The organism is Marinoscillum sp. MHG1-6, assembly GCF_024714475.1.
GTDB lineage: Bacteria > Bacteroidota > Bacteroidia > Cytophagales > Cyclobacteriaceae > JAMZMI01.
The window spans coordinates 103,289-127,909 of record NZ_JAMZMI010000006.1; the positions used below are offsets into that span (position 1 = coordinate 103,289).

Sequence of the window (24,621 nt, forward strand, 5' to 3'; positions counted from 1 at the left end):
CCTTCAATCCTTTACCCGGCTAAACCTGAGAGCTTTGAGCATGAAGTCCGGCAGAGGCTTTAATGGGTCACGTTTCTCAACATTCAGGAAGATTCCCAGTTTTTCCAGAATCGGAATTTTATATACCTCGATCATTTCGATTAGGATGCCATCAGGATCATCGATATAGGTACAATGGACCCTCGTCGTACCTCCCATGTCCAGGGTGTCTTTGGTGTCGCAGGTAAAACCGAAACCTTTGGCATCTAAGTCTTCGCCGAGATCTTTCATGCCACGCACATCCAAACCAACATGCACAAATCCCACATCTCCCCAGATACGACCTTTCCAGATTTTCTTAGGTGAGTAATCAATCGCCTGGACCAATTCAATGTAAGTATCTGCGGAAACCTTGGCAAAACCACCACCCGGAGGGTTTGATTGTGTCAATCGAATTCGTCTGAATTGTTTTTCACCACCCGGCAAGCTTTCAAAATCCATAAAAACACCGGTCTTGTCATATACTACTTTGTCATAGCCCAGTATGTCGGCATAGAGCTCCAATGACTTATCAATATTAGATACACCAATCACGCAGCCATTAGGACCACCGGTAATATGTTTGCCTTTGGTATAGAAGTTTTGACCTGGAAGTATTTGAAAAATCAATCCATTAGGATCCTCGCAGTAAAAGGTCAACCCGCCTTCCGGCAATTCCACAACGTCAGAAAGTAGCTTAGCACCATTTTCCTTGAAATACTGGTAGGTCTCGGCTACATCTCGTGCCTTAATCTGGTTGATATAAATGCCTATATCTCCAAGCTGAGTTTCGAAGTTCGGCCTTTTAGGAACAAACGAAGTCGGATTCACCACCTCCATGGCGCAACCACCCTGCAGGTTGAGGATCATCGTCGCACGTTTAGTGATCGTCTTGTTGTGGGTGTAAACATCCATCAACGGTGCTGGTGCTACTCCATCAAAAATGGGAATGTCCATCCCTAAGAATTTACGATACCATTTCTGAGACTCTTCTGAGTCCGCTACTCCTACACCAATGTGCTGAATTCCGTTTATGCGTTTGTACATGTGCTATTGATTGTCATTTTCGAGGCTCAAAAATAATCGGATTTCACGATCTCTCTTTGAGCAATTTCTGGATCTCGAGCATTTCGTCCCTTAATCGAGCTGCTTCCATAAAATCCAGGTCTTTGGCTGCCTTCTCCATTTTTCTTTTGGTCTCGGCTTCCAACTTCTGCAATTGGTCTTTGGCCATATAAGCGACCACCGGATCGGCCGCAATACTTGCTTCCTCCTCGCCGGTATAATACTTCTTCCCGCCTTTTTTCTTATCTGCAACACTTGTTTGCCCGAGTACCGCTTCCCTGTTTTTGATAATGGTGGTCGGAACGATCCCATGCTCTTCATTATAAGCCTGCTGAATGCTGCGTCTTCGATTCGTCTCGTCAATGGCCTTCCGCATAGAATCGGTAATCTTATCTGCATACATAACGACGCGACCATTGGCATTTCTTGCCGCACGACCAATGGTCTGAACAAGGGAGCGCTCATTACGCAAAAACCCCTCTTTATCAGCATCCAATATGGCTACGAGCGAAACTTCCGGAAGGTCAAGTCCCTCTCTCAGTAGATTAACTCCTACTAGCACATCAAACACCCCCAGGCGCAATTCCCTCAGAATCTCTACACGATCCAGCGTGTCCACTTCAGAGTGGATATACCTGGTCCTCACGCTCGCATTCATCAGGTATTTGGTTAGCTCCTCAGCCATTCGCTTGGTCAATGTCGTTACAAGCACCCTCTCCTCTCGTTCTACACGCAGCTGTATTTCCTCCATCAGGTCATCAATCTGATTCACGCTCGGACGTACATCAATGATCGGATCCAACAGACCCGTCGGTCGGATCAGCTGCTCTACGACCACCCCTTCAGACTTTCTAAGTTCATACTCTGACGGTGTAGCACTTACAAAAAGCACCTGATTGATCATCTCTTCGAATTCGTTGAAGGTCAATGGACGGTTATCCAGCGCTGAAGGTAATCGAAATCCATAATCCACCAGGTTGACCTTTCGACTCCTGTCACCTCCCCACATGGCTCTGACCTGTGGTACAGTTACGTGACTCTCATCAATCATTAATAGAAAATCATCCGGGAAATAATCCAGCAAACAGAACGGACGTGCTCCCGGTTCTCGTCGATCAAAATACCTTGAATAGTTCTCGACACCCGAACAGTAGCCTATCTCACGGATCATCTCCAGATCAAACTCTGTGCGTTCTTTTAATCGCTTGGCCTCAAGAAATCTACGTTCATCCTCAAAAAACTGAACCTGCGCCACCATGTCATTCTGGATCTCTTTGATCGCAACCTGCAACTGGTCTTTCCCTGTCACAAATAAGTTCGCAGGGAAGATGGTCACCATTCGTTCGTCCCCCAACTTCTCTCCCGAAACCGGATCAACCCTGTGGATGGCCTCAATCTCATCCCCCCAGAAAATAAAGCGATAAGCAAAGTCGGCATAGGCCAAAAAGATATCCACCGTATCGCCTTTTACCCGAAAGGTTCCTCGCTTAAAGTCCGTTTCTGTACGACTATAAAGGATGTCGACCAGAGAAAACAAAAACTGGTTTCGGGGAATTTCCTCGCCTTCCTGAAAACGAAGTACGTTTTTTCCGAACTCTTCCGGATTTCCAATACCATAAATACACGACACCGATGCTACTACGATCACATCTCTGCGCCCGGAAAGCAATGCCGAAGTCGCACTCAGGCGGAGTTTCTCAATTTCCTCGTTAATGGATAGATCTTTTTCTATATAAAGGCCGGTGGTAGGAAGAAAGGCTTCCGGCTGGTAGTAGTCGTAATACGAGATAAAATACTCCACGGCGTTCTCCGGAAAAAAACTCTTGAACTCACCGTAAAGCTGGGCTGCCAGGGTTTTGTTATGACATAAAATCAGTGTTGGCCGATTGGTCTGAGCGATCACATTGGCCATCGTAAAGGTTTTACCTGACCCGGTTACCCCGAGCAACACCTGTGCTGCCTCGCCACTTTCTATTCCTTCAGATAGCTGCTCAATGGCTTTCGGTTGATCTCCCGTAGGTGTGTATTCTGAGGTAAGCTTAAAGTCCATTGTTTATTGATTCCATATTTCCCAGGAGCGCTCTGCCTGCCTCTCAAGCATTTCTGCACCATTCATTATTTGAGCACCCTTTGCTTTTCCTTTTTGGAGAAAGAGTGTCTCTGACGGGTTATAAACCAAATCATATAAATAGTGCTTATCCGAAAGCTCAGAATAAGGCAGATCCGGGCAAGTATCAACCTTAGGATACGTACCCAGCGGAGTAGTGTTTACAATCAACTGTACTTCCTGCATCTTTTCTTTACATTCATTTAACTGATCATAAGAAATGGTGTTTGCTGTCGCTCGCCGTGACACCAGTTGGTACTCAATATGCAGGTCAGCCAAAGCTACCTCCACGGCTTTCGAGGCACCACCTGTCCCAAGGATAATTGCGTTTTTTACAGGGTGGTTTTCTCCAATGAATTTCTCCAGAGACCGCTTAAAGCCTACATAATCGCTATTGTAACCAATGAGGCCCTCCTGTTGTCTTTTGATGACGTTAACAGCCCCTACCCTTTCTGCACTGGCATCCAATCCGTCCAAAAATGGCATCACATTTTGTTTATGTGGCACGGTGACATTCACGCCAACCAGCTCGGGGTCCTCCCAAAGTTTGACAAACTCGTCAACAGATTCCATTTCAAAAAGGTCATAGAAATGATCAGCTAACCCTAGCTGTTCAAACTTGGCAGTAAAATATTTTTTTGAAAACGAGTGTGTGAGCGGAAACCCTATCAGGCCAAATTTTCTCATGAAGCAGTATGATTAAAAGGGGCGTAAAAATAAAAAAAGCGACTCTTATAAGTCGCCTGCGTGCTTAGTTATTCGTACCGGCTGATTTCTCTATCCCCCATACCAAAAGGAACCCGATAACCATCAGCCCCAGCGCGATCAAAAAGTTATTATCCATTTCCGGGAAATACCAATCATATCCTGTCGCTTTTTCTTTACCACTCTCCAGCGCCATGTACTGAGTGATCTTCCATGGCCAGATAATCACGAGAGAACCCGCCACGAACCCTGTGAGTAAACTCACGGTAGCGTCCTGAAAATTTTTAAACAGGTAGGAAAGGAGTCTGGCAAATAACACCAACCCAACGATACAGCCAATCGCAATAGGTACCAGAATAGCAAAATTAAAACTACTGATCCCCTGCATCACCAGGACATAGTTACCCATTAGCAACAGTACATATGAACCTGACAATCCCGGCAAAATCATGCTGGAAATGGCAACTGCCCCACACACAATGAGGTACAAGAATGAACTATCAGGCTCTGCGGGAGGAAGAAAAGCTATTGCAACAGCAATGGCAGTTCCAATCAACAGAAAAATAATATTGATCACATTGAATACACCAATCTGTTTTCCTACACCAAGAATTGAAGCAATGATCAACCCAAAGAAAAAGGCCAGGGTCAGCGTTTCATAATTGACAAAAGCCAGTTCTAATACTTTCGCAAGGCTAACAATGCTGATTGCTACCCCAAGCAATATTGAGAACAGGAAGTAAAAATCTGTCTTCTCAACAAATGCTTTCCACTGACCCGATAACAGCAATTTGATTACAGAAAGATCGAAGGACTTAACCGAATTGATCAACCGCTCATAGATTCCTGTAATAAAGGCGATGGTTCCACCGGATACGCCAGGAATTACATTGGCCGCCCCCATGGCTAAACCTTTGAGGGCATGTCCGATGTATTGCTTCATTTGTCTAAGAAATAGTCGAAGGTATCTCCTCTTAGTCCAAGTCTAATGGTTTCAAGAGGAATTACTTCATTTGGAGCAATATTTCCAAGGTTTACGTTCGTGCCAATCAATTTGATGAACCAAACCTGCTGCTCCTTCTGTGGTGCTTCCCAAAGAATTTTTTCTTCAGGTATTTTAGTCAAGATCTCCTCAACCAAACCTTGTCTAACCTCACCTGAATCACGAAAAAGTCCGACATTTCCACTTTCTCTTGCCTCACCTATTACCTTCCAGGCTCCGGCATCAAGTTCGGTTTGCATTTGCTCGATCCACTTGTAAGGCGGAATGATCTTCGCGGCATCTTTAGAACCCACTTCACTAAGAACAGTCACTTGTTCAGCAAGGGTGCTGATGTAGTTGCATTTATCATCGTGGTTCATTTCTACTGAACCATCAGAAACTTCAGCATGCTCAAGACCATACTTATCCAATACTTTGCGATATTCATCAAATTGGCCTCTCACCACGAAAGCTTCAAAAAGGGTGCCTCCGAAATAAACCGGAATACCAGCCTCTTTAAAAAGCGCCAATTTCTCCTTAAGCTTTGATGTAACAAACGAAGTGGCCCATCCCAACTTCACAATATCAATGTATTCTCCGCAAGAGTCTATCATGTCTTCAACTTCTCGCAGGCTCAACCCCTTGTCCATTACCATGGTGAAACCATTCGTCCTAGGTTTGCTAGTACGGCTCGGGATATTCGTTAAGTGATAATTCATAAGTTCTATGCCGGATTTGTATAAACCCCCAAAAATTATAAATAATGTTGATAATGGCGACTTCTACAAGTTGTTTTTTCGGTATTGCTCAACAATCTTGTAAAGCGCCTTTTGGGTCTGCAATTTCGGGAAAAATTCGAATAATGAAAGGTGTCCGTCAAAGTCTAGCATTAAACCTGTCTCTAATCGGTTTATTGCCTGTTTATACATACCTAATTCGATGAGGTAGACAACACTTCTGTAGTAGAGCGCAGCACAGTCCGGACATTCATTCAGTCCGTCTTCTACAATATCCTGTGCCTTTTCGAAATTTCCCTGCTCATAATACACATAAGACCAGTCCAGCCATACCTCCTCATCATCAGGATTCATTTCAGAAGCTTCGGCAAAAGCCTCAAGCGCTGATGTAATGTTTCCCGTTTTAAATTCGGCGTCGGCCACTGCTTTCCAGTACACTGAATTTTCCACATCAATTTTCAGTGCTTTATTAAAAAAATGGATGGCTTCATACCACTTTTCCTGAAGAGCCAGGGACACCCCCAGTCCATACCAGGCCTCGTGGTACATCTGATCCAGCTTCGTAGCTTTCTGGTAATATTTGATCGATCTATCGTAGAGTTTCAACTTCTCATAGGCTGCACCCAAATGGCAATAAATCTCCGCACTTGGTCCTTCCAGATCCAGCGTCTTCAAATACGACTCCAACGCCTTGTCAAACTGCTGGAGGCTCATATAAGAATTGCCTACATTGAAATGTGCACTGCTAAAATCGTCATCGATGGCAATGGCATACTCGTAAGCATCCACGGCATTTTCGAACTGACCAAGCTTGTTGTATACAATCCCCAGGTTGTACCATGCATACTCCGAATAAGGGTCCTGATCAATGAATTGCTTGTAATAAGATAAGCTTCCTTCCAATTCTCCAGTGATATCCAGACAGTAGGCCAGTTCATAGAGCGCGCTTTCGTTAAGCATATTGGATTCAATGGCCTTTTTGTAGTTATCAGCGGCCTTTTCATAATTACTCAGCCCCTGATAGGCCAACCCAATATTGTAATAGATCTCATCCTTATCCTCAACATAATCAATGGCAGCTTCATAGCATTCTATGGCCTGCTCAAACTGACTTTGCATGGAGTGGATATTCCCTTTAAGGATTAGCACCTCAGGATCATTGGGATGGAAATTCAATACTTCATCCAGAATTTCAAGCGCTTCTTCTGCCCGATCCAATTTGATCAACACATCCGCTTTTTCTAACGTAAGATCCAGTGAGAAAGCAAATTGCTGTAAAGCATGTTCACATGCTTTCAGTGCGTAGGCATACTTTTCACTGTTCTGATAGTAGGTGATTATTTGCAGGTAGGTCTCCTCATCAAAATAATGGGATTCCTTATTCTTTAGGAGCGCCTCAAATCTTCTTATCAATTCCCTCTCCTCCTTGCGTTTGTATTCCTCTTGCATAAGAAACCTTTAAAAGTGTCTAACTGGTGGTATTAATTTAATCTAAAATCCAATGGGATCATTATTTGGTGTTCGAAAGTTTTCCACATCAAAAAATCAGATTAATTGCTTGTTTAAAAATGTATATCCACCCAATTTTTGATTGAGTGCAGTTTCTATGTTTTGCCATTGTTTTATCCGGTGCAAATCAGAACCGACAAAGCTGATCAAACCCTCCTTCAACATCGTTTTTGCTCTTCTTTCAGCCTCTTTCCCGTAAACACCCGCCATTGACATCAGGTTCATTTGTAAATGAACCCCACGTTCTCTAACGGATTTGATCCAACTCAAGTCATCTTCCAGGTAATGATATCTTTCAGGATGCGCAAAAACGGGCTTATAACCTCTGGATTGCATTTCGAAAACAGCTTCATCAAAAAACATGGGTTTACTGTGAAAGGAAGTTTCAAAAAGCAGGTATTTATCTCCAAAAGTCAGCAGCCTTTCCTCGGATTTCAGCTTATCCAAAAATGTGGGATCTACCTTGTATTCTGCTGCACAGGCCACCTTTATGGTCAATCCCGCACGCTCAGCACGCGTTTGAAGATCAGAACAAAGATTTTCAATGATCTCAGGTGTATTTCTAAACTGTTCGCTGATATGTGGGGTCGTGATGACCTTCTTATAACCCTGTCTCTGGAATCGCTGTAAAATCTCTATGGATTCTTCAAAGGAGCGAACACCATCATCTATCCCCGGCAGTAGATGCGAGTGGAAGTCAACTAGTAGTTCTGGTGGTTTACGTGAAAAAAGCGCTCTAAGCATTGCTAAAAAGATAGCATGCAAAATTAATCAGCTTTTATCAGAATCTTCATAATAGCCGTAGCCATAACCATAACCATGGCTCCCAGAATTTTTTACCGAATTAAAAATAACGCCCAGATTAGTGAAGTTATTCATCTTCTGAAGCGTCTCCAGCGTTTTGAGGTAAGCTCTTTTGGAATAATCAGACCGCAGGACATAAAACTGTATATCTGAGTTTTTCATCGACAATACCGCATCCGTCACCAGGCCTACCGGAGGCGTATCCAGCACCACCAGATCATATTGTTTGGACAAATGATCCAGCATCTCTTTGTACCGCTCATTGAGAATGAGCTCAGATGGGTTAGGTGGAATTGGACCAGCCGGAATATAATCTAAATGATCGATAGGTGATTTCTTGATGCAGTCTTTTATTTTATCCTTACCGATCAGGTAGGTGCTCACACCCGCAGGACTCTCGGAATCATCGAACGCCAGGTGGACCTTTGGCTTCCTCATATCCAGATCGACCACACATACCTTTTGATTAGAGAATGCAATCACTGCAGCCAGATTCACCCCTATGAACGTTTTTCCTTCGCCACTTACTGTAGAAGTAACCGTAACGATATGACTTCCTTTGGCCCCGTTGAAAAACTCCATGTTGGTTCTGATCGTCCGTAGCGCCTCACTTATCGCCGACTTGGAGTTGGGCTGAATGATCATCTTCGTAACCTTCAGCTTTTCAGACTGATACTCCGGGATCGATCCCAGGATCGGAACATTGACCAGTCGCTCCAGCTCGCGTAAGCTGGTAATGTTGTTATGAAGCAAATACCTGATCAGAACAAACACAATACTTAGCGCCAGCGCAGCAGAAAAGGCAACACCATAAATCATAAAGGGCTTTGGCTTGATCGGAACTGAAGGAATGGAAGCCGGTGAAAGAATGACTGATTTAGTGACCGTTCCGGCCCTGGTGATTTCCAGCTCCATTTTTGACTTACGCAGGGCCAGTAAAAATTCCTCCTGCAGCTGGTACAGCCTCCTGTTTTTGTTAAATTCTGTCCCCATGGAAGGCAATTCCACAAAACTACCTTCCAAATAGGCACGTCGCCGGTTAACTTCAGCCAGCATATCTTTCAAATCGACTTTGTAATCAGCCAATATTTTGGAGAGCTCCTCCTCCAACAATTCAATCTGCTGATCCACCTGCTTAATAACGTATGTATTGGCACTGTAAGACCCCAGCTTTCTCTGACGTTCTATTTTGAGCGTCTGATATTCCTCCAGCTTTCTTTTGATGGTTTCTGGCCATGACGTCACTCCAATCTGCGGCAAGACACGGGTGTTTTCCGAATTAATCTGATTACTGAGTACCGACAGATCAGAAAGTTGATTTTTGAGCCTGAAGCGTTGCGAATCCAGCAAATCGAGTTGTACGATGGTCTTGGCAATGTCCCGCTCCAGGTTGGTGGTTTTGTTCGTAATGGTGAAGGTTTCAAAGTAATTTTCAAAATCCTCCAGCTTGGACTGAGTGCTTTCAATCTGATTCTGAAGAAAGGAGATCTTCTGCTCTATGGCCTGATTTTTTACTGCTTTGGTGTATTCGAGATATAATGTATCTATGGCCTGAACCAGGTCCCTTGCTTTGTATTTATTGTGATCCGAAAGAGAAATACGAATCGTTTTAGCATTGAAGTTGACCGGCTGCACCTCTACACGACTTTGAAAATAGCGTAGCAGCCCCTGCCTGGAGTTGATCATAAAGTAGTAGCGTCCTCTATCGTCGTTTTTGAAGTAGGTGCTTTTTTCAATCAAAAAATTAAAATTCGGGGTTTCAATGGGCTCCCCAAACCGGCGTTGAATTCTATAAACCTCCGTCCCGTAGGTGTAGGAAAGTAAAAAGTTGTTGGCATCCTCAATGGTTAAATCAATGGGCTTATCAAAGAATCCTTCATTCTTGATCTTGTAGGAAACTACGAAGGGACTATTGGTATATCGCTCATCTTCCAGGAAGTTGCCATAAAAGAAATAGGACACATCCATGCCCACTTCGTCCACCACCTTAGAAAAGAATAAATTGGACTTCAACAATTCTATTTCCCCGGACAGTTCATTGAGCTTCAGTCCACTCATCTCAGAGCCCAAACCAAGCGTATTGGCTTCACTCTCAAAATCCAGCTTCAGGATCGATTCGGACTCATACAATGGTTTCGACCAACGCACAAACATGAGATAGGCACCCACCAACAACACCACGAAGATCAATCCAATCCAGACGAGGCTTTTCCGAAGAATGAATAACAATTTCTCCAAATCCAACTCCTCTACCTGGGATGGGCTCTTTCCTAATTTTTCGGTTTGAAATGACTGGCTCACCGAGTTATAGATTTTGTAGTACTAATATGATCGTAATCGTACTTGATACCAGGCTAAGTACCGGAGCGATATCCTTAATTGATTCTTTCCAGGGCCTTCTCCAGGGCTCCAGATAGATAATATCCCCCGCTTCAATATCCATTATGGATTGTTGCATCCCTGCGATAGTAGCAAGATCAATTTCATATACTTCCGGTGCCTTTAGATTTCCTCTTATCAATCGGATATTTCCTGCTTTAGCCTGCATATTCACCCCGCCATACAGGGCAAGCACTTCGATCAATGAGGTGTTTTCATTTTCAAGCGGCACTACCATACCTCCTGCTGCTCCCATTACCACCACCCTTCTATTGATAACGGTAAGTTTCACGAAGGTATCCACATAAGCTTCATCATATGCTTTCTGCAAGACCTCCTCCGCTTCATCCACAGTCATACCGAGCACCTTGATTTTTCCAACCATTGGCAGTTTGACATTCCCATCATCCTGCACAAGGTACCATACCCTGTTCCGCATTTGCATGGCTTGATTGTTATTGCCCAGAGACAATTCATAATTGGGATCGATCAGACGTTCTCCCTCATTGGTGTATACCTCAAGTTGTAACTTATCCCCGGCACGTAACCGGTAGTTGCTTTCAGCTTGTTCCACGGCATTGGCCAGTTCAGACTCTCCAAACTCTTCATTGAGCCGAAACATAATATCCTGCTGATAGACACGGCAGCTAAACAGGGTGCAAACGATTAATAGAAGGGAATAGTGGGTGAACTTCTGCATATGTTGTCGTATGGTCTAAAATTAGCCGAAATTATGGTAAATGAAAGGGGATTTTCAAGGAGATCAGGATTGGGTCAATTCCTGAATTTTCTGTTCATAGAGATGTATGACATGTTTTTCGTCGTATTGTTCTTCAATCTTTTTTCTCGAAACCAGGCTCATTTTCAGCTTCTGATTTTCGCTCAAGGATAAATAGGTCAGCATTTTCTCTGCCAGGTTCTGAGGGTTTTTCAAATCACACAAAAACCCGTTTTCACCATGATCTACCACCTGACGACAACCCGGCACATCGGTAGCTATCAGGGCTTTACCCAAGGCTCCTGCCTCTAACAAAGTTCTAGGCGTTCCTTCCCTGTAACTGGGCAGCACCACCACTTCACACTCCTGCATTTCACCAATGACGTCTTCCTGATGGGGTTTATAATGAAGATACCCTGCTTCAATCCAGTGATCAAGCTCACTTTGATCCACTGACCGTTTGTGATGCTCATCCAGGGCTCCGACAAGACGAAATTCTACATCTTTTCTTTGCCCGGAAATTATTCTCGCTGCTTCTGCATATTCTCGCACACCCTTTTCAACTATCAACCTGGATACCATCAAAAAGATCGTCTTTTCCTTTGTCTCAAATGGCTGAAAGGTAATTTGACTGGTGTCTACACCAGATCCCGGCAGTAGGCTACTTTTCTCCGCAAACCGACCGACCAGTTTTACAAAATCCTCGCGATCATCTTCGTTTTGGAAAAAAATCCATTTGTTGGAGCGAAAGGCGAAGCGATAAAGTTGAATCGCCAGCTTTCTGACAATGCCTTTCCATAGAAAAACCGTTCCCAGTCCGCTCACATTACAAATGCAGGGGATGCCAAGCCTCCCAGCCACTATAGAAGCATACAAATTTGGTTTGATCGTATAGCTAAGGACTACATCGGGTCGGACGGACTTTAGTATTTTGCTCAGACTGAGAAGTAAAAGCAGATCCTTAAATGGGTTCATCCCGGTGCCCTCCATGTCCAGCTGAACATAATCGCAACCCATGTACTCCAGTTTTCGTGTATACTCGTCCTTCGGAGCGATAGCTACCACCGAGTGGCCCTTAGAAATAAAGTTTTTCACCAGCCCCGAACGAAAATTGTAAATATTCCAGCTCGAATTGATGATGATGGCCACTTTCATAAACTAGGGGAGGTTGTTAATTTGGGTTGACGTGATCGAATGGGGACTAAGTTAAACAATGCCTTTTGTTAACTTTGCACATTCAAATAAATGTGATTGCGATCGCGAAATAAATCAAGAATTGGCAGTTAAATGATAGAGACGAAAAAAGAGCAGGAATTTGGGGTGTTGGTAACTGTCGCGCCAAAATTTCAATCTGACGAAAAAACCGAGGAATACCTGGATGAACTGGAATTCCTTTCTCGGACCATTGGCATAGAAACCTTAAAGAAATTCACACAAAAACTGGAACATCCGGAGCCCGGAACCTTTGTAGGTCGTGGTAAACTCCAGGAGATCAAGGAGTTTGTTCAGGCCAAAAAAATCAAGAACGTCATCTTCGACGATGACCTCTCTCCATCGCAAATGCGTAACCTGGAGCGTGAACTCAAGGCGACTATCTATGATCGGAGTTTACTGATACTGGAAATATTTTTGAAACGCGCCCAGACCAATCAGGCGAAAACGCAGGTGGAGCTGGCCCGCTATCAATACCTGCTCCCAAGGCTGACCCGGATGTGGACTCACCTGGAGCGACAAAGAGGGGGTACCAGCACAAGGGGTGGTGCCGGAGAGAAAGAAATTGAGACTGACCGTAGAAATATCCGTAACCAGATCAATGTCCTGCGCAAAAAGCTGGACAAGATCGAGACACAGGCGGCCACGCGCCGGAAATCCAGGGATGGTGTCGTTCGTGTAGCCCTTGTGGGGTATACCAATGCTGGTAAGTCTTCAATCATGCGACTGATCAGTAAGGAAAAAGTCTATGCCAAGGATGAGCTCTTCGCCACGGTAGACTCCACGGTTAGAAAGGTGGTTATTGACAGAGTGCCCTTCCTATTGTCCGACACGGTAGGGTTCATTCGGAAGCTTCCGCACAACCTGATCGAATCTTTTAAGTCTACCCTGATGGAGGTGAAAGAAGCGGACATCCTGCTGCACGTGATCGACGTTTCCAACCCGGCCTTTGAGGACCACATTGAAATCGTTGAAAAGACCCTGGAGGAAATTGATGCGGCTTCCATTCCCACGATAAAGGTTTTCAATAAAGCGGACAAGCTGGATGAAGATCAGAAGTTGGAACATCACATTGACATTGTGAACAAAGACAGCATCTACATCTCCGCAAAGACCAAATATCATCTTCACGAGTTCCGTGAGTTGTTGGGGAAAGAGACTTCCGCCTTGCACTTCAAGATCTATCCCAACTATCTCGATGCCCAGACCTATTAAATCATCGGTTGCGTTCGCCCTTTTGGTTATGAACCTTTGGTCCTGCGCACCAACAGCGGAAGAAGTGAAAGATGAAATACGCGCCACCGAAAAGGCATTTATGGAAATGGCTGAATCTCAAGGTCTGGCTAAGGCCTTTCAATATTTTGCAGCGGAGAATGGGCAACTGGTCAGGGGCAACAAAGCCATTCGTGGAGGTGAGGCGATTTATCAATTTTACAAAGACCGGGAAGACCCAAACGCACAACTGACCTGGGAGCCTGAAAACATCTATTTGTCAGCATCCATGGATATGGCCTACTCAACAGGTTCCTATTCCTACACCACTTTGGATACCCTTGGCAATGAAATCAAATCCGAGGGTGTTTTTGGGACCGTTTGGATAAAAGAGAACAACGAAGAATGGAAATATCTTGCTGATTGAGCGGCTTTCGATTGGGGATCGAATGCTCAGTTTTGCAGCCCCAACATAATGATCTCATAGCTCAACGGATAGAATGGGCTAGGCGCCCGAAACTAGTCGTTCACAAAGTTTCCTAAACTTTAGATCCAGACGGTTCGCCGCTGCGATTCGATACCTGTGCTTAAGAAGACAAAATATTTAAGCCAGACAGTTTAGTAAAAGGAGCCTACCGACTTTCCAAATAATTCAATAATATCCCTTGACGCCTATTTCTAAATAAGGCAATTAATTGCGTTAGCACCATATTTTACTATTTTTGCAGCCCTATCATAATGGTCTCATAGTTCAACGGATAGAATAGAAGTTTCCTAAACTTTAGATCCAGGTTCGATTCCTGGTGAGACCACTGAAAAGCCTTCTTGGAGAAGGCTTTTTTGATATTAGGGTAATCGGTTTGAGTCCTTTAAAGACACCCTCTCCTCCTGAGACAGGTATCATCGATCCCTGGATAAATTCCAGGGATTCTCTTAAATTTCTAATTGATATCTTGCCCGAACAGTAATACCGTAAACCGTTCACTCCATTTACACGTAGAGATGTAAGAAGTAACCAAAATGTTTCATCAGTGTTATAGTAAAGCCATGAACTAGCAATGAAGTTCTGTTAATGACTGTACAATTACCATCATCTGTTGATCATTACATATAACCACCTAACCTATGATGCACGAGCTGACAGACATCATTTATCAATCCTTGCTTTGGCAGCAAAAGGGAATTAGATCGGTATTAGCAACAGTCGTAGCACTTCATGGCTCCTCCTACAGAAAACCCGGCGTACGCATGCTTATCTCCGAAGATGGTCAGGCCATCGGAGCCGTCAGTGGAGGGTGTGTCGAAAAAGAAATAATCAACAGAAGCACTGCGGTTTTCCAGACGGGCCAGCCATTAATGATGACTTACGATGGACGTTATCGATTGGGGTGTGAAGGCACGCTCTACATTCTGATTGAACCTGTGCATATCTCCACAGACCTCGAACAGCGCTTTGCTCAATGTATTTCGGAACGTGAAAGCCTCACCATCACCTCCTACTTTAAAAGTCTGGATGACTATAGTCATAGCTCGCTTGGATCGGTCATCAAGTTTGAATCGGGAGCCACTTTTCATTTCAACCCTGAAAATTCACCTTCAGATCAAAACGAACAATTCGAGCAAGAACTAAAACCACGCTTCCGGCTAATCATTATTGGTGGAGAACATGATACGGTGGCCTTGTGTACACTTGCCAGCAATATGGGTTGGGAAGTGGAGGTCATCACCTCGATTAAGGAAGCAAAAAGAATGGAGCATTTTCCGGGAGCTACCAGTGTAACAGGCCAAACGCCTGAAACCTTTACTTTGAATAGTTCAGACGAGCAAACGGCCATTGTGCTAATGACCCACAATTTTTCCCTGGACTTAAGGTACCTGATTGCCTTGTACGACCAGTCAGCCTCCTTTTCCTATCTCGGGATTCTTGGTGCGATGAAACGAAGAAATGAGCTGATCAACCAATTTTTGGAACATCGAAATGATGCTTTCGAATTGGCCGAACAGATTCATGCGCCTGCCGGACTAAACATTGGTGCCATTACACCCCAGGAAATCTCAATTTCTATTCTCGCAGAAATTCTCAGTGTCACCAGGAATACCAATTCCCTCCCTTTGGCCCTGATAAATGACAAAATACATGCATAACCGAGATTATTCTATAGCGATCGTCATACTGGCCGCGGGGGCCTCCCACCGGATGGGCACAATTAAACAACTGTTACCATTTGGTGATTCAACCCTGTTGAATGAGACGGTCAAAATATGTCGATCGACGAAAACCGATCATCTACTCTGTGTGCTCGGTGCCCATGCAGATGAAATAGCTCAGTCACTCGACCCGAAAATTAATCTTGTGATCAACCATGACTGGGGAGAAGGACTTGGCTCAAGCATTCGATCTGGTATTAACCAATTACTCAATCAGGAGATAGATGTAGATGCCGTGTTGCTCATGCTGGGCGATCAGCCAGAAGTGAGCACCTCACTACTCACCAATATCATCGATGCAGGACGTAATAGCGGGAACCGAATTGTGGCTACACAGTATGATGAGGCACTCGGTGTTCCGGCGCTTTTCCCGAAAAAGTATTTTAGTCAGCTTACTCAGCTCAATGGAGATATCGGTGCCAAAAGACTGATTAACGATCCCTCCAGCCAGGCCATCCAAATAATCCCTGAACAACCCATCACTGACATCGATACGATGGAAGAATATGAAAATTTCATTCAGTCAGACCTAAGCAATACCAGTTAAGTGTACCAACGATCCGCCAAGTAAACAAAAAACGTTTGAAACATTTTGATAGTCTAACCTCTTTAGCCAAATAAATTAGTTCCTATGTCTCTCTTCACTATATCAGTAAACAATGAAAAATACCAGGTGGATGTGGATGCGGACACTCCTGTCTTATGGGTACTTCGTGACCATTTGAAGCTGTTGGGAACCAAGTACGGCTGCGGAATAGCGCAGTGTGGTGCCTGCACGATTCATGCCGATGGAAATGCCATTCGGTCCTGTTCCTTCCCCATAAGTTCCGTCGGGGAAATGAAACTCACGACGATTGAAGGTCTGTCCGAAGCGGGTGATCACCCTGTGCAAAAGGCCTGGATCAAGTTTGATGTCTCACAATGTGGTTACTGTCAGGCCGGGCAGATCATGAACGCCGCGGCACTACTGCAAAGAAACCCCTCCCCAAGTGAGCGGGAAATTTCTCAGGCCATGAACGGAAATATATGCCGTTGCGGCACCTATACCCGAATCAATAAAGCCGTCATGGAAGCATCAAAAACCCTTTAATCCACCAGATATGACCATTGTAAAAACAGCGATCAACAGAAGGTCTTTCCTAAAAGTTTCTGCAGCAGGTGGAACCGGATTATTAATCGGTTTCAACTGGCTCGCCTCCTGCTCTACTAAACCACAGCAGTCCATACCAAAAGAATGGTTTGACATCAATGCTTACATCAAAATAGCTGATAATGGACTTGTTACGATCTATTCCCCCAACCCTGAGATCGGACAAAATGTAAAGACTGCCATGCCCCTGATCATTGCAGAGGAGTTGGATGTAGACTGGACAAATGTGATGGTAGAACAGGCTGACCTGAATACCGTAAAATATAGCCGCCAACTGGCGGGGGGAAGTCAATCAATCCGGCATGGGTGGCCTTCACTGAGAAGGGCCGGTGCAACAGCCAGACGCTTGTTGCTGGAGGTGGCAGCAAAAAGATGGCAAACAGACATCAATCAGCTGTCGGTAAGTAACGGGGTAATCAAACACTCAGAAACGGGTAAAGAACTTCATTACGGGGAACTGGTCGTTGAGGCAGCGGCTATTCCTGTTCCGGAGGATGTGGAATTAAAATCTCCTGAAAAATTCGAACTCATTGGGAAGGGTATAAAGAATGTAGATGGTCAGAAAATTGTGACCGGGAATCCGTTATTTGGCCTGGATTATAACGAAGAGGGTCAGGTCATCGCCATGATCATCCATCCACCCTCATTCGGAATGACCCTAAAATCCTTTGATGCTTCCGAGGCGGAAAAGCTACCCGGAATTCATAAGGTTTTCACGATTGATACCAGCCTGGAAGAATCCGACTGGAGTGCCACCAATGCCTTCAACAAGCTGATCGCCGTGACTGGCTCCTCCACATGGCAGGTGATGAAGGCCAAAAAGGCAGTGATTGCAGAATGGGAAAGCACCGAACTGGAAAATGATCAGGATCATCAACAGCTGCTCCTCGAGGCCATAGAAAAAAAGGAGGGGCACGTTCAGAGACAAGATGGCAATCCTGAGGATATAATCAAAAGAGGAGACCGTGTCATTGAACGGACCTATACTGCGCCATTTATTGCTCACAATCCGATGGAGCCCATGAACTTTTTTGCCAATGTCACGACTGAAAAAGCAGATTTAATCGGCCCGATCCAGACTCCTGAAAACCTAAGGAAACTCGCCTCCCGATTCCTCAACCTGCCGGAAGAAAAAGTCAATGTTCAAATGACACGTATGGGCGGTGGGTTTGGCAGACGCCTGTATGGCCATTTTGGCCTGGAGGCTGCACTTATTTCTCAACAACTACAGGCACCTGTTAAGCTAATCTACTCCAGGGAAGATGACATGACACAGGGTACCTATCGCCCGGCCTATCGGGTTAAGTACACGGCTACACTTGACCAGGACAACAACCTGTCGTCTCTGCAGTGCAAGGCAGCGGGGATTCCCGGTAGCCCATTGTTTGCGAACCGCTTTCCAGCGGGCACCATAGATCATTATAAGGCAGAATCCCTAAACCTTGGAACTAATATCTCAACCGGTGCATGGAGAGCGCCAAGGTCCAATTTTATGGCCGGCGCAGAACAGTCCTTTTTAGATGAGGTGGCAGAACTTGCAGGCAAAGATCCGATTGATTTTCGTCTGAACCTCTTTGACCGCGCGATCAATAATCCGGTGGGAGAAAGAAACGATTACGACCCCGAACGATACGCAGGCGTAATCAAACTGGTTAGGGAAAAGTCCAACTGGGACACCCCGATCGATGGCGTCTATCGCGGGGCCTCTGCCTACTATTGCCATAATAGCTATGTCGCGCAGGTCGTGGATCTGGTTATGGAAAACGACAAACCTGTGATACAAAAGGTGTGGTGCGCCGTAGACTGTGGTATCGTCATCAATAATGAGGGTGCTGTTAACCAGGTAGAAGGTGCCATCATTGACGGGATCGGTCACGCCATGTATGCCCAAATGAATTTTGACAATGGGGCTCCTCAGCAAAACAACTTCCACCAATACCGATTGATCAGGAACATGGAAGCACCGAGAGAAATTGAGGTATTCTTTGTGGAGAGCGAAATCGATCCGACAGGACTCGGCGAACCTGGACTACCACCGATCATTGGTGCTCTGGCCAGTGCGTTATATAAAGCCACCGGTCAAAGGTTCTACGATCAGCCGTTTGGGCCGAAGATTTAATAGCATTGGTTGATAGGGCTTATTGAATGTGTATTTTCGCCGGATCTGGGATGTCAAAAATTACTACCACACCTCGTCTACCAGCCACTGTACGGCATCTTCAAAATAACCCATATAATCACATGGTGTATAATGAGACAGGCTATCAGCAATGACGAATGTTACGTTGCTTCCAGCACTGATGGTTTGATCTACCCAAAATTGGGTCTGTTCCAAAGGAAAAAGCTCATCAGTTGAACTATGAATTACATAAAGTGGCGTTGAAATCTTGCGAGGTTCGTTGGTAGTCGAGAGTGTATTATATGAACTCGCCAGAGCAATGCCTGCCGAGAATACCTGTGGATAAAATTCTGTAAAAAACCAGGTGCCATTTCCTCCGTCACTGAATCCAGTCACCACTAGCTTACTGGTATTTATTGGCCAATTCCCTACTGCGAGGCTAATGATCCTGACAATTTTTTCTTGGTTATAGTACTCATACCATTGAACCTTATCAGCATTTGGGCTTAGCACAAAAGCATTAATACTATCCAGGGCGGGGGCGATGCATCCGGTACTTTTATGAGCTTCCGGACCGGCTCCCCCAACTCCTCCATGTAGAGACAACACGAGGGGATTACCGTTGACCTCATCAATTATTTTTGGAGTGATCACCCTGAAAGAATATTGATAGGGCGGATCCGGAATGACCAAAATAACATCTGTTGTTGTCCCAGGGGCAATATCAATATTTTCAAATGATATTGCCGTATCATCCCAGGTCCAGGTTGTAATTGGCACAGGTTTTTGCTCGTCGCATCCATTCAAAAAGATAGCGGTCAAAATAATCGGCAATATTTGGAAGCTTCTTCTCATTTCTCGACCCACCATTCAGGTTTTAGTAAAGTAGCGTCTCCTTTCGGATACTCCAGACAACTCAAACAAGCCGGCGCATAATCAGGCTCATCTCCCGGCCTTCCGTATTGGATAAGACATTCTCTCAACAGGTAATTTTCCACTGGATATGAGAGATCAAATTTACTAAAATACCAACGCTTTGCTGTTTCACTAATAACCCCGAAATATCCTAGAGGTTTTTTAGACGGATCATTCAAACAGGAGAAATTGGTTGGCAGGTTTGTCGGTATAGCGTCAAAAAGTCCGTTGGAGGTAGTTTGCTCCTGCACTAATTTCCAAAAATTGAAGTAATCCCTTGAAAGGCTTTGTTGAAATACTAATACCGAAAAGTTGAAAAACAGTCGCTCATTTTTATCGATCGCCAGTGAAAAGAGTGTTTTCTCAAAACCACCAATAGCATCTTCCTGTAATGTATAATCATCAAGATACATTTGGCTTGTTACCCAACACTTCTTGAAAGGGACGAATTCACCATTAGCTAAAGGAGCTTCATACACCCACATTGGAGAATATTCCCATTTGTAGTACCGAACTTGACCATCTGAAAGGGCAGGAACCGAGGTTGAGATATTGATGAACGGTCGTTCTCTTATCTCTTGTTCCCCAGCAGGATATTCGTAAACCTTTCTTATCTCTTCTTCAAACCAAATGTCCTCAACGGGGCTCGAGGCAGGAGGTAGTTGCTCCCAACTGGATTCATATATCAGGTCATCGCGAGTAGTAATATTAAGCTTGTACATTCGGTCACTACTCACCTTAAAGTCCTTATCCGGTAAAAAATAGGTTCCCCACTCTCTAAAATTCTCTACATAGACCCACTCGTTGTTCAGGTCATCTATTAATTTGACTTCGGCAAATGGGGCTATACTATCTTTCACCGTCGCACCAACTGGTCGAGTGAATTTCAATTTGACGATAAAGTATCTTCCATTAGACGGGGCTTGTAAAGCGTCATTAAAAGACATGTCGGAAACATATGATTCAATTACAAGCTGTGGGTCAGGGTTGTTTCGACTGAACTCAAATCGTTCTACACATGAGGTCAAAAACAGAAGAACAATCAAAACTCTTTTCATCCTCTAAAACTTAAAATTGTAGGCCAGAGATGGAAACATGCTGCCAACTATCGACACCTTTTTTGCTCCCCCGTATTCATCAAACAAAACGTCGTACACATTATTTCTCCCATACAGGTTAAAAATTGACAGTACCATTTCTCCCTGGAATTTCTTTTGAGTATTCACTTCACCTATGGTCATGGAAACATCTAATCGATGATAGTCCGGTACCCTGAATTCATTTCGCTGTGAGTATGACAGGACAGAAATATAAGGGTCATAATAAAATTTGGATATTGGGACCGTAATCGGTCGACCGGTTGCATAACTAAAATTTGCTGAAAATGATAAAACCTGGTTTGCTGAATAATTCATGACCACCGAAAGGTTATGTGGTTGATCATACTGCGATGGGTATAATTCACCGTCGTTTACCGTCAGTACATCATAAGGTGAATCAAACCGCAACAAACTTCTGGAATAGGTATATGAAAGCCAGCCATTGAACCTCCCCGCATTCCTTCTGGCTAAAAATTCCACCCCATAGGCAAACCCCTCTCCCTGAATTAAATATCCCTCAACTGATTCTGTAAGTTTAATTTCGGCTCCTTCAATGTAGTCAATAGGGTTTTTAACCATTTTGTAATACCCCTCTACGGATAATTCGTATTTATTTTCTTTCAAATTCTTAAAAATTCCAAGGGAAAACTGGTCACCAATTTCAGGCTCCAGGTTTGGACCACCGGACAGCCAATAATCCTGGGGGCTCGATGAGGTGGAGTTTGAAATTAAATGCACATATTGATAGGTTCGGTAATAACTTGCCTTGAATGAGGCAGTAGGATCAACTTTGTACCTGAGCGAAACCCTTGGCTCCATTCCATGCTGAAAAGCAATTAACTCATTCGCTTTATAGTTTCGCGAATTCTGTATTTCAGGAAGCCGAGAGTTGGTTGGGTTGTAATTAAATTCATTTACCAAACCTTTTCCAAACCTGTAAAATTGAGAATATCTCAACCCTCCTGAAACCGCAAATTGATCTGTTATATCCCAGTTATACTGTCCAAATACTGCAGTCTCTAGAGTTTTATGATCATCTATATTGAATTCCAGGACATTGCTTGATGGCACCGTATTTTTGGATTCACCAGGGTTTATCAGGGAATAGCTCAATTCTACCCCATAATTCATCTGTTTTTCCTCCGAAAACTTCGATTCTATATTGTAAACAACATTGGCACTGTTAATACCATTCTCATAAATAAACCCTTCAATTTCATTCCTATTATTCAATTGAGAATTGTAGGAGCTCCCAGCCAGTGTCAGTTGTGAACTTGTATTGGGGCCAAAACTGTGCCCCCATTTAAAAGCCAAAGCTTTATTCCCCCATGAGAAGAGTGAATCACCAACAAAAGAAAAACTATCAAAACTGCCATATCCGGAGACTGATATAAAATTATCCTCATCTATCATTTGAAAAAACTTCGCGGTTAAATCGCCAAAGTCCGCTGAACTTTGACTGAGCTGAAGATTTTTCGTTGCATTGAGTATCCAGTCCACATAGGATATCCGCCCTGCAACAATAAAAGAAGACCGGTTTTTCTTTAGCGGACCTTCTATAGCCAATCGGCTCGAGACCAACCCAAATCCGCCTGCCGTATGATAATCTCTGGTTGCTCCATTTTTTAAGGTTACATCCATGATCGATGAAACCCTGGAGCCATATCTGGCATTCCCTCCTCCTTTGATCAACGTTACATCATCAACCACGTCCGGATTAAAAGCAGAATAGTAGCCAAAAAGATGGGAAGGATTATAAATGATTGCCCCGTCCTGGCGAATAAGGTTTTGTCCCAAATTTCCACCTCTAACATTGAAGCCGGATGATAACTCTCCCGCAGTACTTACTCCGGGTAAGGTCGTTAATCCTTTTACAGGATCAACCTCACCCATAAAGGTTGGCAGCATTTTGATACTCTTAATGCCTATCTTTTCTACTCCGGTTAATTTGTCACTGATATTCCTATCGAGCATATACGCTTGAATAATGACTTCCTCCAGATTCGTTGTATTTGGGTAAAGTGATGTCCGGGGAAGCTCATCATCACCATAATCACTGTAAGCAATGAGTTGCAAATAGGAATCATAACCTATGTACTGGGTACGAACAACGTTATAGGGTTCATTTGTGCGGTAACTTATAAAATAATTGCCGTCAATGTTTGTAATTCCCCCGGCGTTCACTGATTCAACCAAAACCTGTGCACCAACCAGCGGCTCATTTAAGTCAATATCATAAATTTCGCCCTTAAGATTGACTGAGCCAGACTTTAAACGCCTTACAATTAAAAACCCTTTCTTTTGATTGATCTTGTTAGCAATGTCTGTAGGCAATATCACCACTACATTTGGCTTGGCCTGGACCATCTCTTGCTCAAAGGCCTGAAAAAAAACCTTCAAATAGTCCAGAAGATATCGCTTCTCAGTTACCCCGTTAATACTGATATTTCCAATTCTATCTTCATCAAAAATGAAATCCGCCCCATAGTCCTGCTCCACTTTTGACAAATAGTCTTTAATTCCCTTTCCGTTATCAGATCGATCAATGGTGGCAGACCTAAGATCCTGAGACCATAGTTGCCCCAGATATAAAAAAAAGCTAAAAGCTAAAAGTGATCGTTTCAATGGAGTGAGAGCAGCCGAATTTGATCAGTATACTCCTAAATATACTGAATTGGCAAAAGAGAAATATCCCGAGCCACTATTATTAAGAGGCTACATCCATGAACGGTCTGACTACCTGCTAGCTGGTTGGAAGAGGCAATTAGAATTAGTCAAATTATGATGACTGTAAATACAGGTCTCTGCTTGATCGCCTCAAAATTCAGCTTGATCAATGATTCATATCGACGACCATATGGTGGTCTGATATACAGATAAAATAAACGTCCTCGCATAAGGCGCGAGGACGCTGAGAGGTCTACTGTTCTGAAAAGCCTCAGTGCAACTGCAATGAAACTCTTTCTACGAGGTCCAGTAGCGAATTAAATTCTTCTTCCTTATCCCAGGTAAACAGTACCCCTCCGCTCACGTTTTTAATTTCATTATCCAACGTCAAAAGTTTTCCATGAAACTGAACACTCCAGATCATCTTATTGTTGGTTTCTGCAGGATAGAGTTCGTTGGTAGGTGATATGACCCGAACGGTACCTTCCGCAAGTACCTCAGAGTTGGTAAAAAAAGGACACCATTCACTAAAATCCACTGTGCTCAATGGCCCTTGAAAAACCTTTACATGCATTTTACCCTGCCCTAGTGACAGAGCACGATCACCATTGTTCGCAGCAATAATATCTTGAAACGCCACTACGTCCTCAGGGAAACCCCCTCCGCAATATGTAGGTATTAGATCTGGATAGCCAATGGTAGCCACCAGTTTGCTGACATTATCAACCAGAGTTAATGCGAACGCACCCTCATAGCTATCTCTGATCACAAAAGAACCAGAAGTATTGGGAGCATTTTCAATTCCCTTAGTCGATTGATTTTCGGATGACCAAATGTCTTCATTATTCCCTACAACCATAGGAGCAGAAACAGGAGCAGGAGCAATAATGTCTTCATCATTATTTGCACATGAAGACATCACTAGGATTAACAATGCCATGATGGCGAAAATGGAAAAATACGTTCCATAATTGATACCGATAATTCGAAGAACAGGATGAGTAGTTTTCATGA

General features: G+C 44.0%; 20 protein-coding genes and 1 tRNA gene. 7 read left to right on the forward strand and 14 right to left on the reverse strand.

Going from position 1 to position 24,621, the window contains the following annotated elements:
- Positions 1-3: 3 nt before the first annotated feature.
- From NXR94_RS13805 to NXR94_RS13850, 10 genes are all read right to left on the reverse strand, one after another.
- Positions 4-1,065, reverse strand: coding sequence for a VOC family protein (locus NXR94_RS13805; protein ID WP_258105244.1), 1,062 nt, complete (start codon positions 1,063-1,065; stop codon positions 4-6).
- A gap of 43 nt (positions 1,066-1,108) precedes the next feature.
- A complete protein-coding gene (uvrB, locus tag NXR94_RS13810) occupies positions 1,109-3,133 on the reverse strand; it encodes an excinuclease ABC subunit UvrB (RefSeq protein WP_258105245.1) in 2,025 nt (674 codons plus the stop codon).
- Between the two features lie 3 nt (positions 3,134-3,136).
- Entirely contained in the window at positions 3,137-3,877 is a 741-nt protein-coding gene (locus NXR94_RS13815) for a shikimate dehydrogenase (protein WP_258105246.1), read from the reverse strand.
- Positions 3,878-3,941: 64 nt separating this feature from the next.
- Entirely contained in the window at positions 3,942-4,838 is an 897-nt protein-coding gene (locus tag NXR94_RS13820) for a DUF368 domain-containing protein (RefSeq protein WP_258105247.1), read from the reverse strand.
- Positions 4,835-5,596 carry a phosphosulfolactate synthase gene (locus tag NXR94_RS13825; protein WP_258105248.1) on the reverse strand — a complete coding sequence of 254 codons (762 nt, stop codon included), beginning with the start codon at positions 5,594-5,596 and terminating at the stop codon, positions 4,835-4,837. The genes NXR94_RS13820 and NXR94_RS13825 overlap by 4 nt, the downstream gene beginning before the upstream one ends.
- A 63-nt stretch (positions 5,597-5,659) precedes the next feature.
- Entirely contained in the window at positions 5,660-7,063 is a 1,404-nt protein-coding gene (locus NXR94_RS13830) for a tetratricopeptide repeat protein (protein ID WP_258105249.1), read from the reverse strand.
- Positions 7,064-7,159: 96 nt separating this feature from the next.
- Positions 7,160-7,867: a tyrosine-protein phosphatase gene (locus tag NXR94_RS13835; RefSeq protein WP_258105250.1), complete on the reverse strand. Its 708-nt coding sequence runs from the start codon at positions 7,865-7,867 to the stop codon at positions 7,160-7,162.
- 27 nt (positions 7,868-7,894) lie between these two features.
- Positions 7,895-10,228 (reverse strand): polysaccharide biosynthesis tyrosine autokinase, encoded by a 2,334-nt coding sequence (locus tag NXR94_RS13840; RefSeq protein WP_258105251.1) that lies wholly within the window; start codon positions 10,226-10,228, stop codon positions 7,895-7,897.
- A gap of 4 nt (positions 10,229-10,232) precedes the next feature.
- Positions 10,233-11,006: a polysaccharide biosynthesis/export family protein gene (locus tag NXR94_RS13845; protein WP_258105252.1), complete on the reverse strand. Its 774-nt coding sequence runs from the start codon at positions 11,004-11,006 to the stop codon at positions 10,233-10,235.
- 63 nt (positions 11,007-11,069) lie between these two features.
- A complete protein-coding gene (locus NXR94_RS13850; RefSeq protein ID WP_258105253.1) occupies positions 11,070-12,179 on the reverse strand; it encodes a glycosyltransferase family 4 protein in 1,110 nt (369 codons plus the stop codon).
- Positions 12,180-12,311: 132 nt separating this feature from the next.
- On the opposite strand from NXR94_RS13850, the gene hflX reads away from it, so the two are divergent.
- The 7 genes from hflX (at position 12,312) to NXR94_RS13885 (ending at position 18,925) form a co-directional block, all read left to right on the forward strand.
- A complete protein-coding gene (hflX, locus tag NXR94_RS13855) occupies positions 12,312-13,451 on the forward strand; it encodes a GTPase HflX (RefSeq protein WP_258105254.1) in 1,140 nt (379 codons plus the stop codon).
- A complete protein-coding gene (locus NXR94_RS13860) occupies positions 13,435-13,875 on the forward strand; it encodes a DUF4440 domain-containing protein (protein ID WP_258105255.1) in 441 nt (146 codons plus the stop codon). Before hflX ends, NXR94_RS13860 begins: the two co-directional genes overlap by 17 nt.
- A 313-nt stretch (positions 13,876-14,188) precedes the next feature.
- A tRNA-Arg gene (locus NXR94_RS13865) sits at positions 14,189-14,260 on the forward strand.
- Between the two features lie 313 nt (positions 14,261-14,573).
- The gene (locus NXR94_RS13870; RefSeq protein WP_258105256.1) at positions 14,574-15,593 is read left to right on the forward strand and encodes an XdhC family protein; all 1,020 of its coding nucleotides are present in this window, start codon (positions 14,574-14,576) and stop codon (positions 15,591-15,593) included.
- On the forward strand, positions 15,586-16,203 hold the full coding sequence (locus NXR94_RS13875) for an NTP transferase domain-containing protein (RefSeq protein ID WP_258105257.1): 618 nt from the start codon (positions 15,586-15,588) through the stop codon (positions 16,201-16,203). Before NXR94_RS13870 ends, NXR94_RS13875 begins: the two co-directional genes overlap by 8 nt.
- An 84-nt stretch (positions 16,204-16,287) precedes the next feature.
- Positions 16,288-16,746: a (2Fe-2S)-binding protein gene (locus NXR94_RS13880; protein WP_258105258.1), complete on the forward strand. Its 459-nt coding sequence runs from the start codon at positions 16,288-16,290 to the stop codon at positions 16,744-16,746.
- A gap of 10 nt (positions 16,747-16,756) precedes the next feature.
- Positions 16,757-18,925: a xanthine dehydrogenase family protein molybdopterin-binding subunit gene (locus NXR94_RS13885; protein WP_258105259.1), complete on the forward strand. Its 2,169-nt coding sequence runs from the start codon at positions 16,757-16,759 to the stop codon at positions 18,923-18,925.
- A 63-nt stretch (positions 18,926-18,988) separates the two neighbouring features.
- On the opposite strand, the gene NXR94_RS13890 is transcribed toward NXR94_RS13885, so the two are convergent.
- From NXR94_RS13890 to NXR94_RS13905, 4 genes are all read right to left on the reverse strand, one after another.
- Positions 18,989-19,780: a hypothetical protein gene (locus tag NXR94_RS13890; protein ID WP_258105260.1), complete on the reverse strand. Its 792-nt coding sequence runs from the start codon at positions 19,778-19,780 to the stop codon at positions 18,989-18,991.
- Positions 19,777-20,898: a DUF4249 domain-containing protein gene (locus NXR94_RS13895; protein WP_258105261.1), complete on the reverse strand. Its 1,122-nt coding sequence runs from the start codon at positions 20,896-20,898 to the stop codon at positions 19,777-19,779. The genes NXR94_RS13890 and NXR94_RS13895 overlap by 4 nt, the downstream gene beginning before the upstream one ends.
- 3 nt (positions 20,899-20,901) lie before the next feature.
- Positions 20,902-23,565 (reverse strand): TonB-dependent receptor, encoded by a 2,664-nt coding sequence (locus NXR94_RS13900; RefSeq protein ID WP_258105262.1) that lies wholly within the window; start codon positions 23,563-23,565, stop codon positions 20,902-20,904.
- 313 nt (positions 23,566-23,878) lie between these two features.
- Entirely contained in the window at positions 23,879-24,619 is a 741-nt protein-coding gene (locus tag NXR94_RS13905; protein ID WP_258105263.1) for a hypothetical protein, read from the reverse strand.
- Between the last annotated feature and the right edge of the window lie 2 nt (positions 24,620-24,621).

Excerpts from the sequence above, each read along its gene's own strand:
- NXR94_RS13905 (WP_258105263.1), bottom strand. The coding sequence starts at position 24,619 with ATGAAAACTACTCATCCTGTTCTTCGAATTATCGGTATCAATTATGGA.
- NXR94_RS13895 (WP_258105261.1), bottom strand. The coding sequence starts at position 20,898 with ATGAAAAGAGTTTTGATTGTTCTTCTGTTTTTGACCTCATGTGTAGAA.
- NXR94_RS13890 (WP_258105260.1), bottom strand. The coding sequence starts at position 19,780 with ATGAGAAGAAGCTTCCAAATATTGCCGATTATTTTGACCGCTATCTTT.
- uvrB (WP_258105245.1), bottom strand. The coding sequence starts at position 3,133 with ATGGACTTTAAGCTTACCTCAGAATACACACCTACGGGAGATCAACCG.
- NXR94_RS13880 (WP_258105258.1), top strand. The coding sequence starts at position 16,288 with ATGTCTCTCTTCACTATATCAGTAAACAATGAAAAATACCAGGTGGAT.
- NXR94_RS13850 (WP_258105253.1), bottom strand. The coding sequence starts at position 12,179 with ATGAAAGTGGCCATCATCATCAATTCGAGCTGGAATATTTACAATTTT.
- NXR94_RS13820 (WP_258105247.1), bottom strand. The coding sequence starts at position 4,838 with ATGAAGCAATACATCGGACATGCCCTCAAAGGTTTAGCCATGGGGGCG.
- NXR94_RS13885 (WP_258105259.1), top strand. The coding sequence starts at position 16,757 with ATGACCATTGTAAAAACAGCGATCAACAGAAGGTCTTTCCTAAAAGTT.
- NXR94_RS13860 (WP_258105255.1), top strand. The coding sequence starts at position 13,435 with ATGCCCAGACCTATTAAATCATCGGTTGCGTTCGCCCTTTTGGTTATG.
- NXR94_RS13805 (WP_258105244.1), bottom strand. The coding sequence starts at position 1,065 with ATGTACAAACGCATAAACGGAATTCAGCACATTGGTGTAGGAGTAGCG.
- NXR94_RS13845 (WP_258105252.1), bottom strand. The coding sequence starts at position 11,006 with ATGCAGAAGTTCACCCACTATTCCCTTCTATTAATCGTTTGCACCCTG.
- NXR94_RS13825 (WP_258105248.1), bottom strand. The coding sequence starts at position 5,596 with ATGAATTATCACTTAACGAATATCCCGAGCCGTACTAGCAAACCTAGG.
- NXR94_RS13835 (WP_258105250.1), bottom strand. The coding sequence starts at position 7,867 with ATGCTTAGAGCGCTTTTTTCACGTAAACCACCAGAACTACTAGTTGAC.
- NXR94_RS13815 (WP_258105246.1), bottom strand. The coding sequence starts at position 3,877 with ATGAGAAAATTTGGCCTGATAGGGTTTCCGCTCACACACTCGTTTTCA.
- NXR94_RS13830 (WP_258105249.1), bottom strand. The coding sequence starts at position 7,063 with ATGCAAGAGGAATACAAACGCAAGGAGGAGAGGGAATTGATAAGAAGA.
- NXR94_RS13870 (WP_258105256.1), top strand. The coding sequence starts at position 14,574 with ATGATGCACGAGCTGACAGACATCATTTATCAATCCTTGCTTTGGCAG.
- NXR94_RS13875 (WP_258105257.1), top strand. The coding sequence starts at position 15,586 with ATGCATAACCGAGATTATTCTATAGCGATCGTCATACTGGCCGCGGGG.
- hflX (WP_258105254.1), top strand. The coding sequence starts at position 12,312 with ATGATAGAGACGAAAAAAGAGCAGGAATTTGGGGTGTTGGTAACTGTC.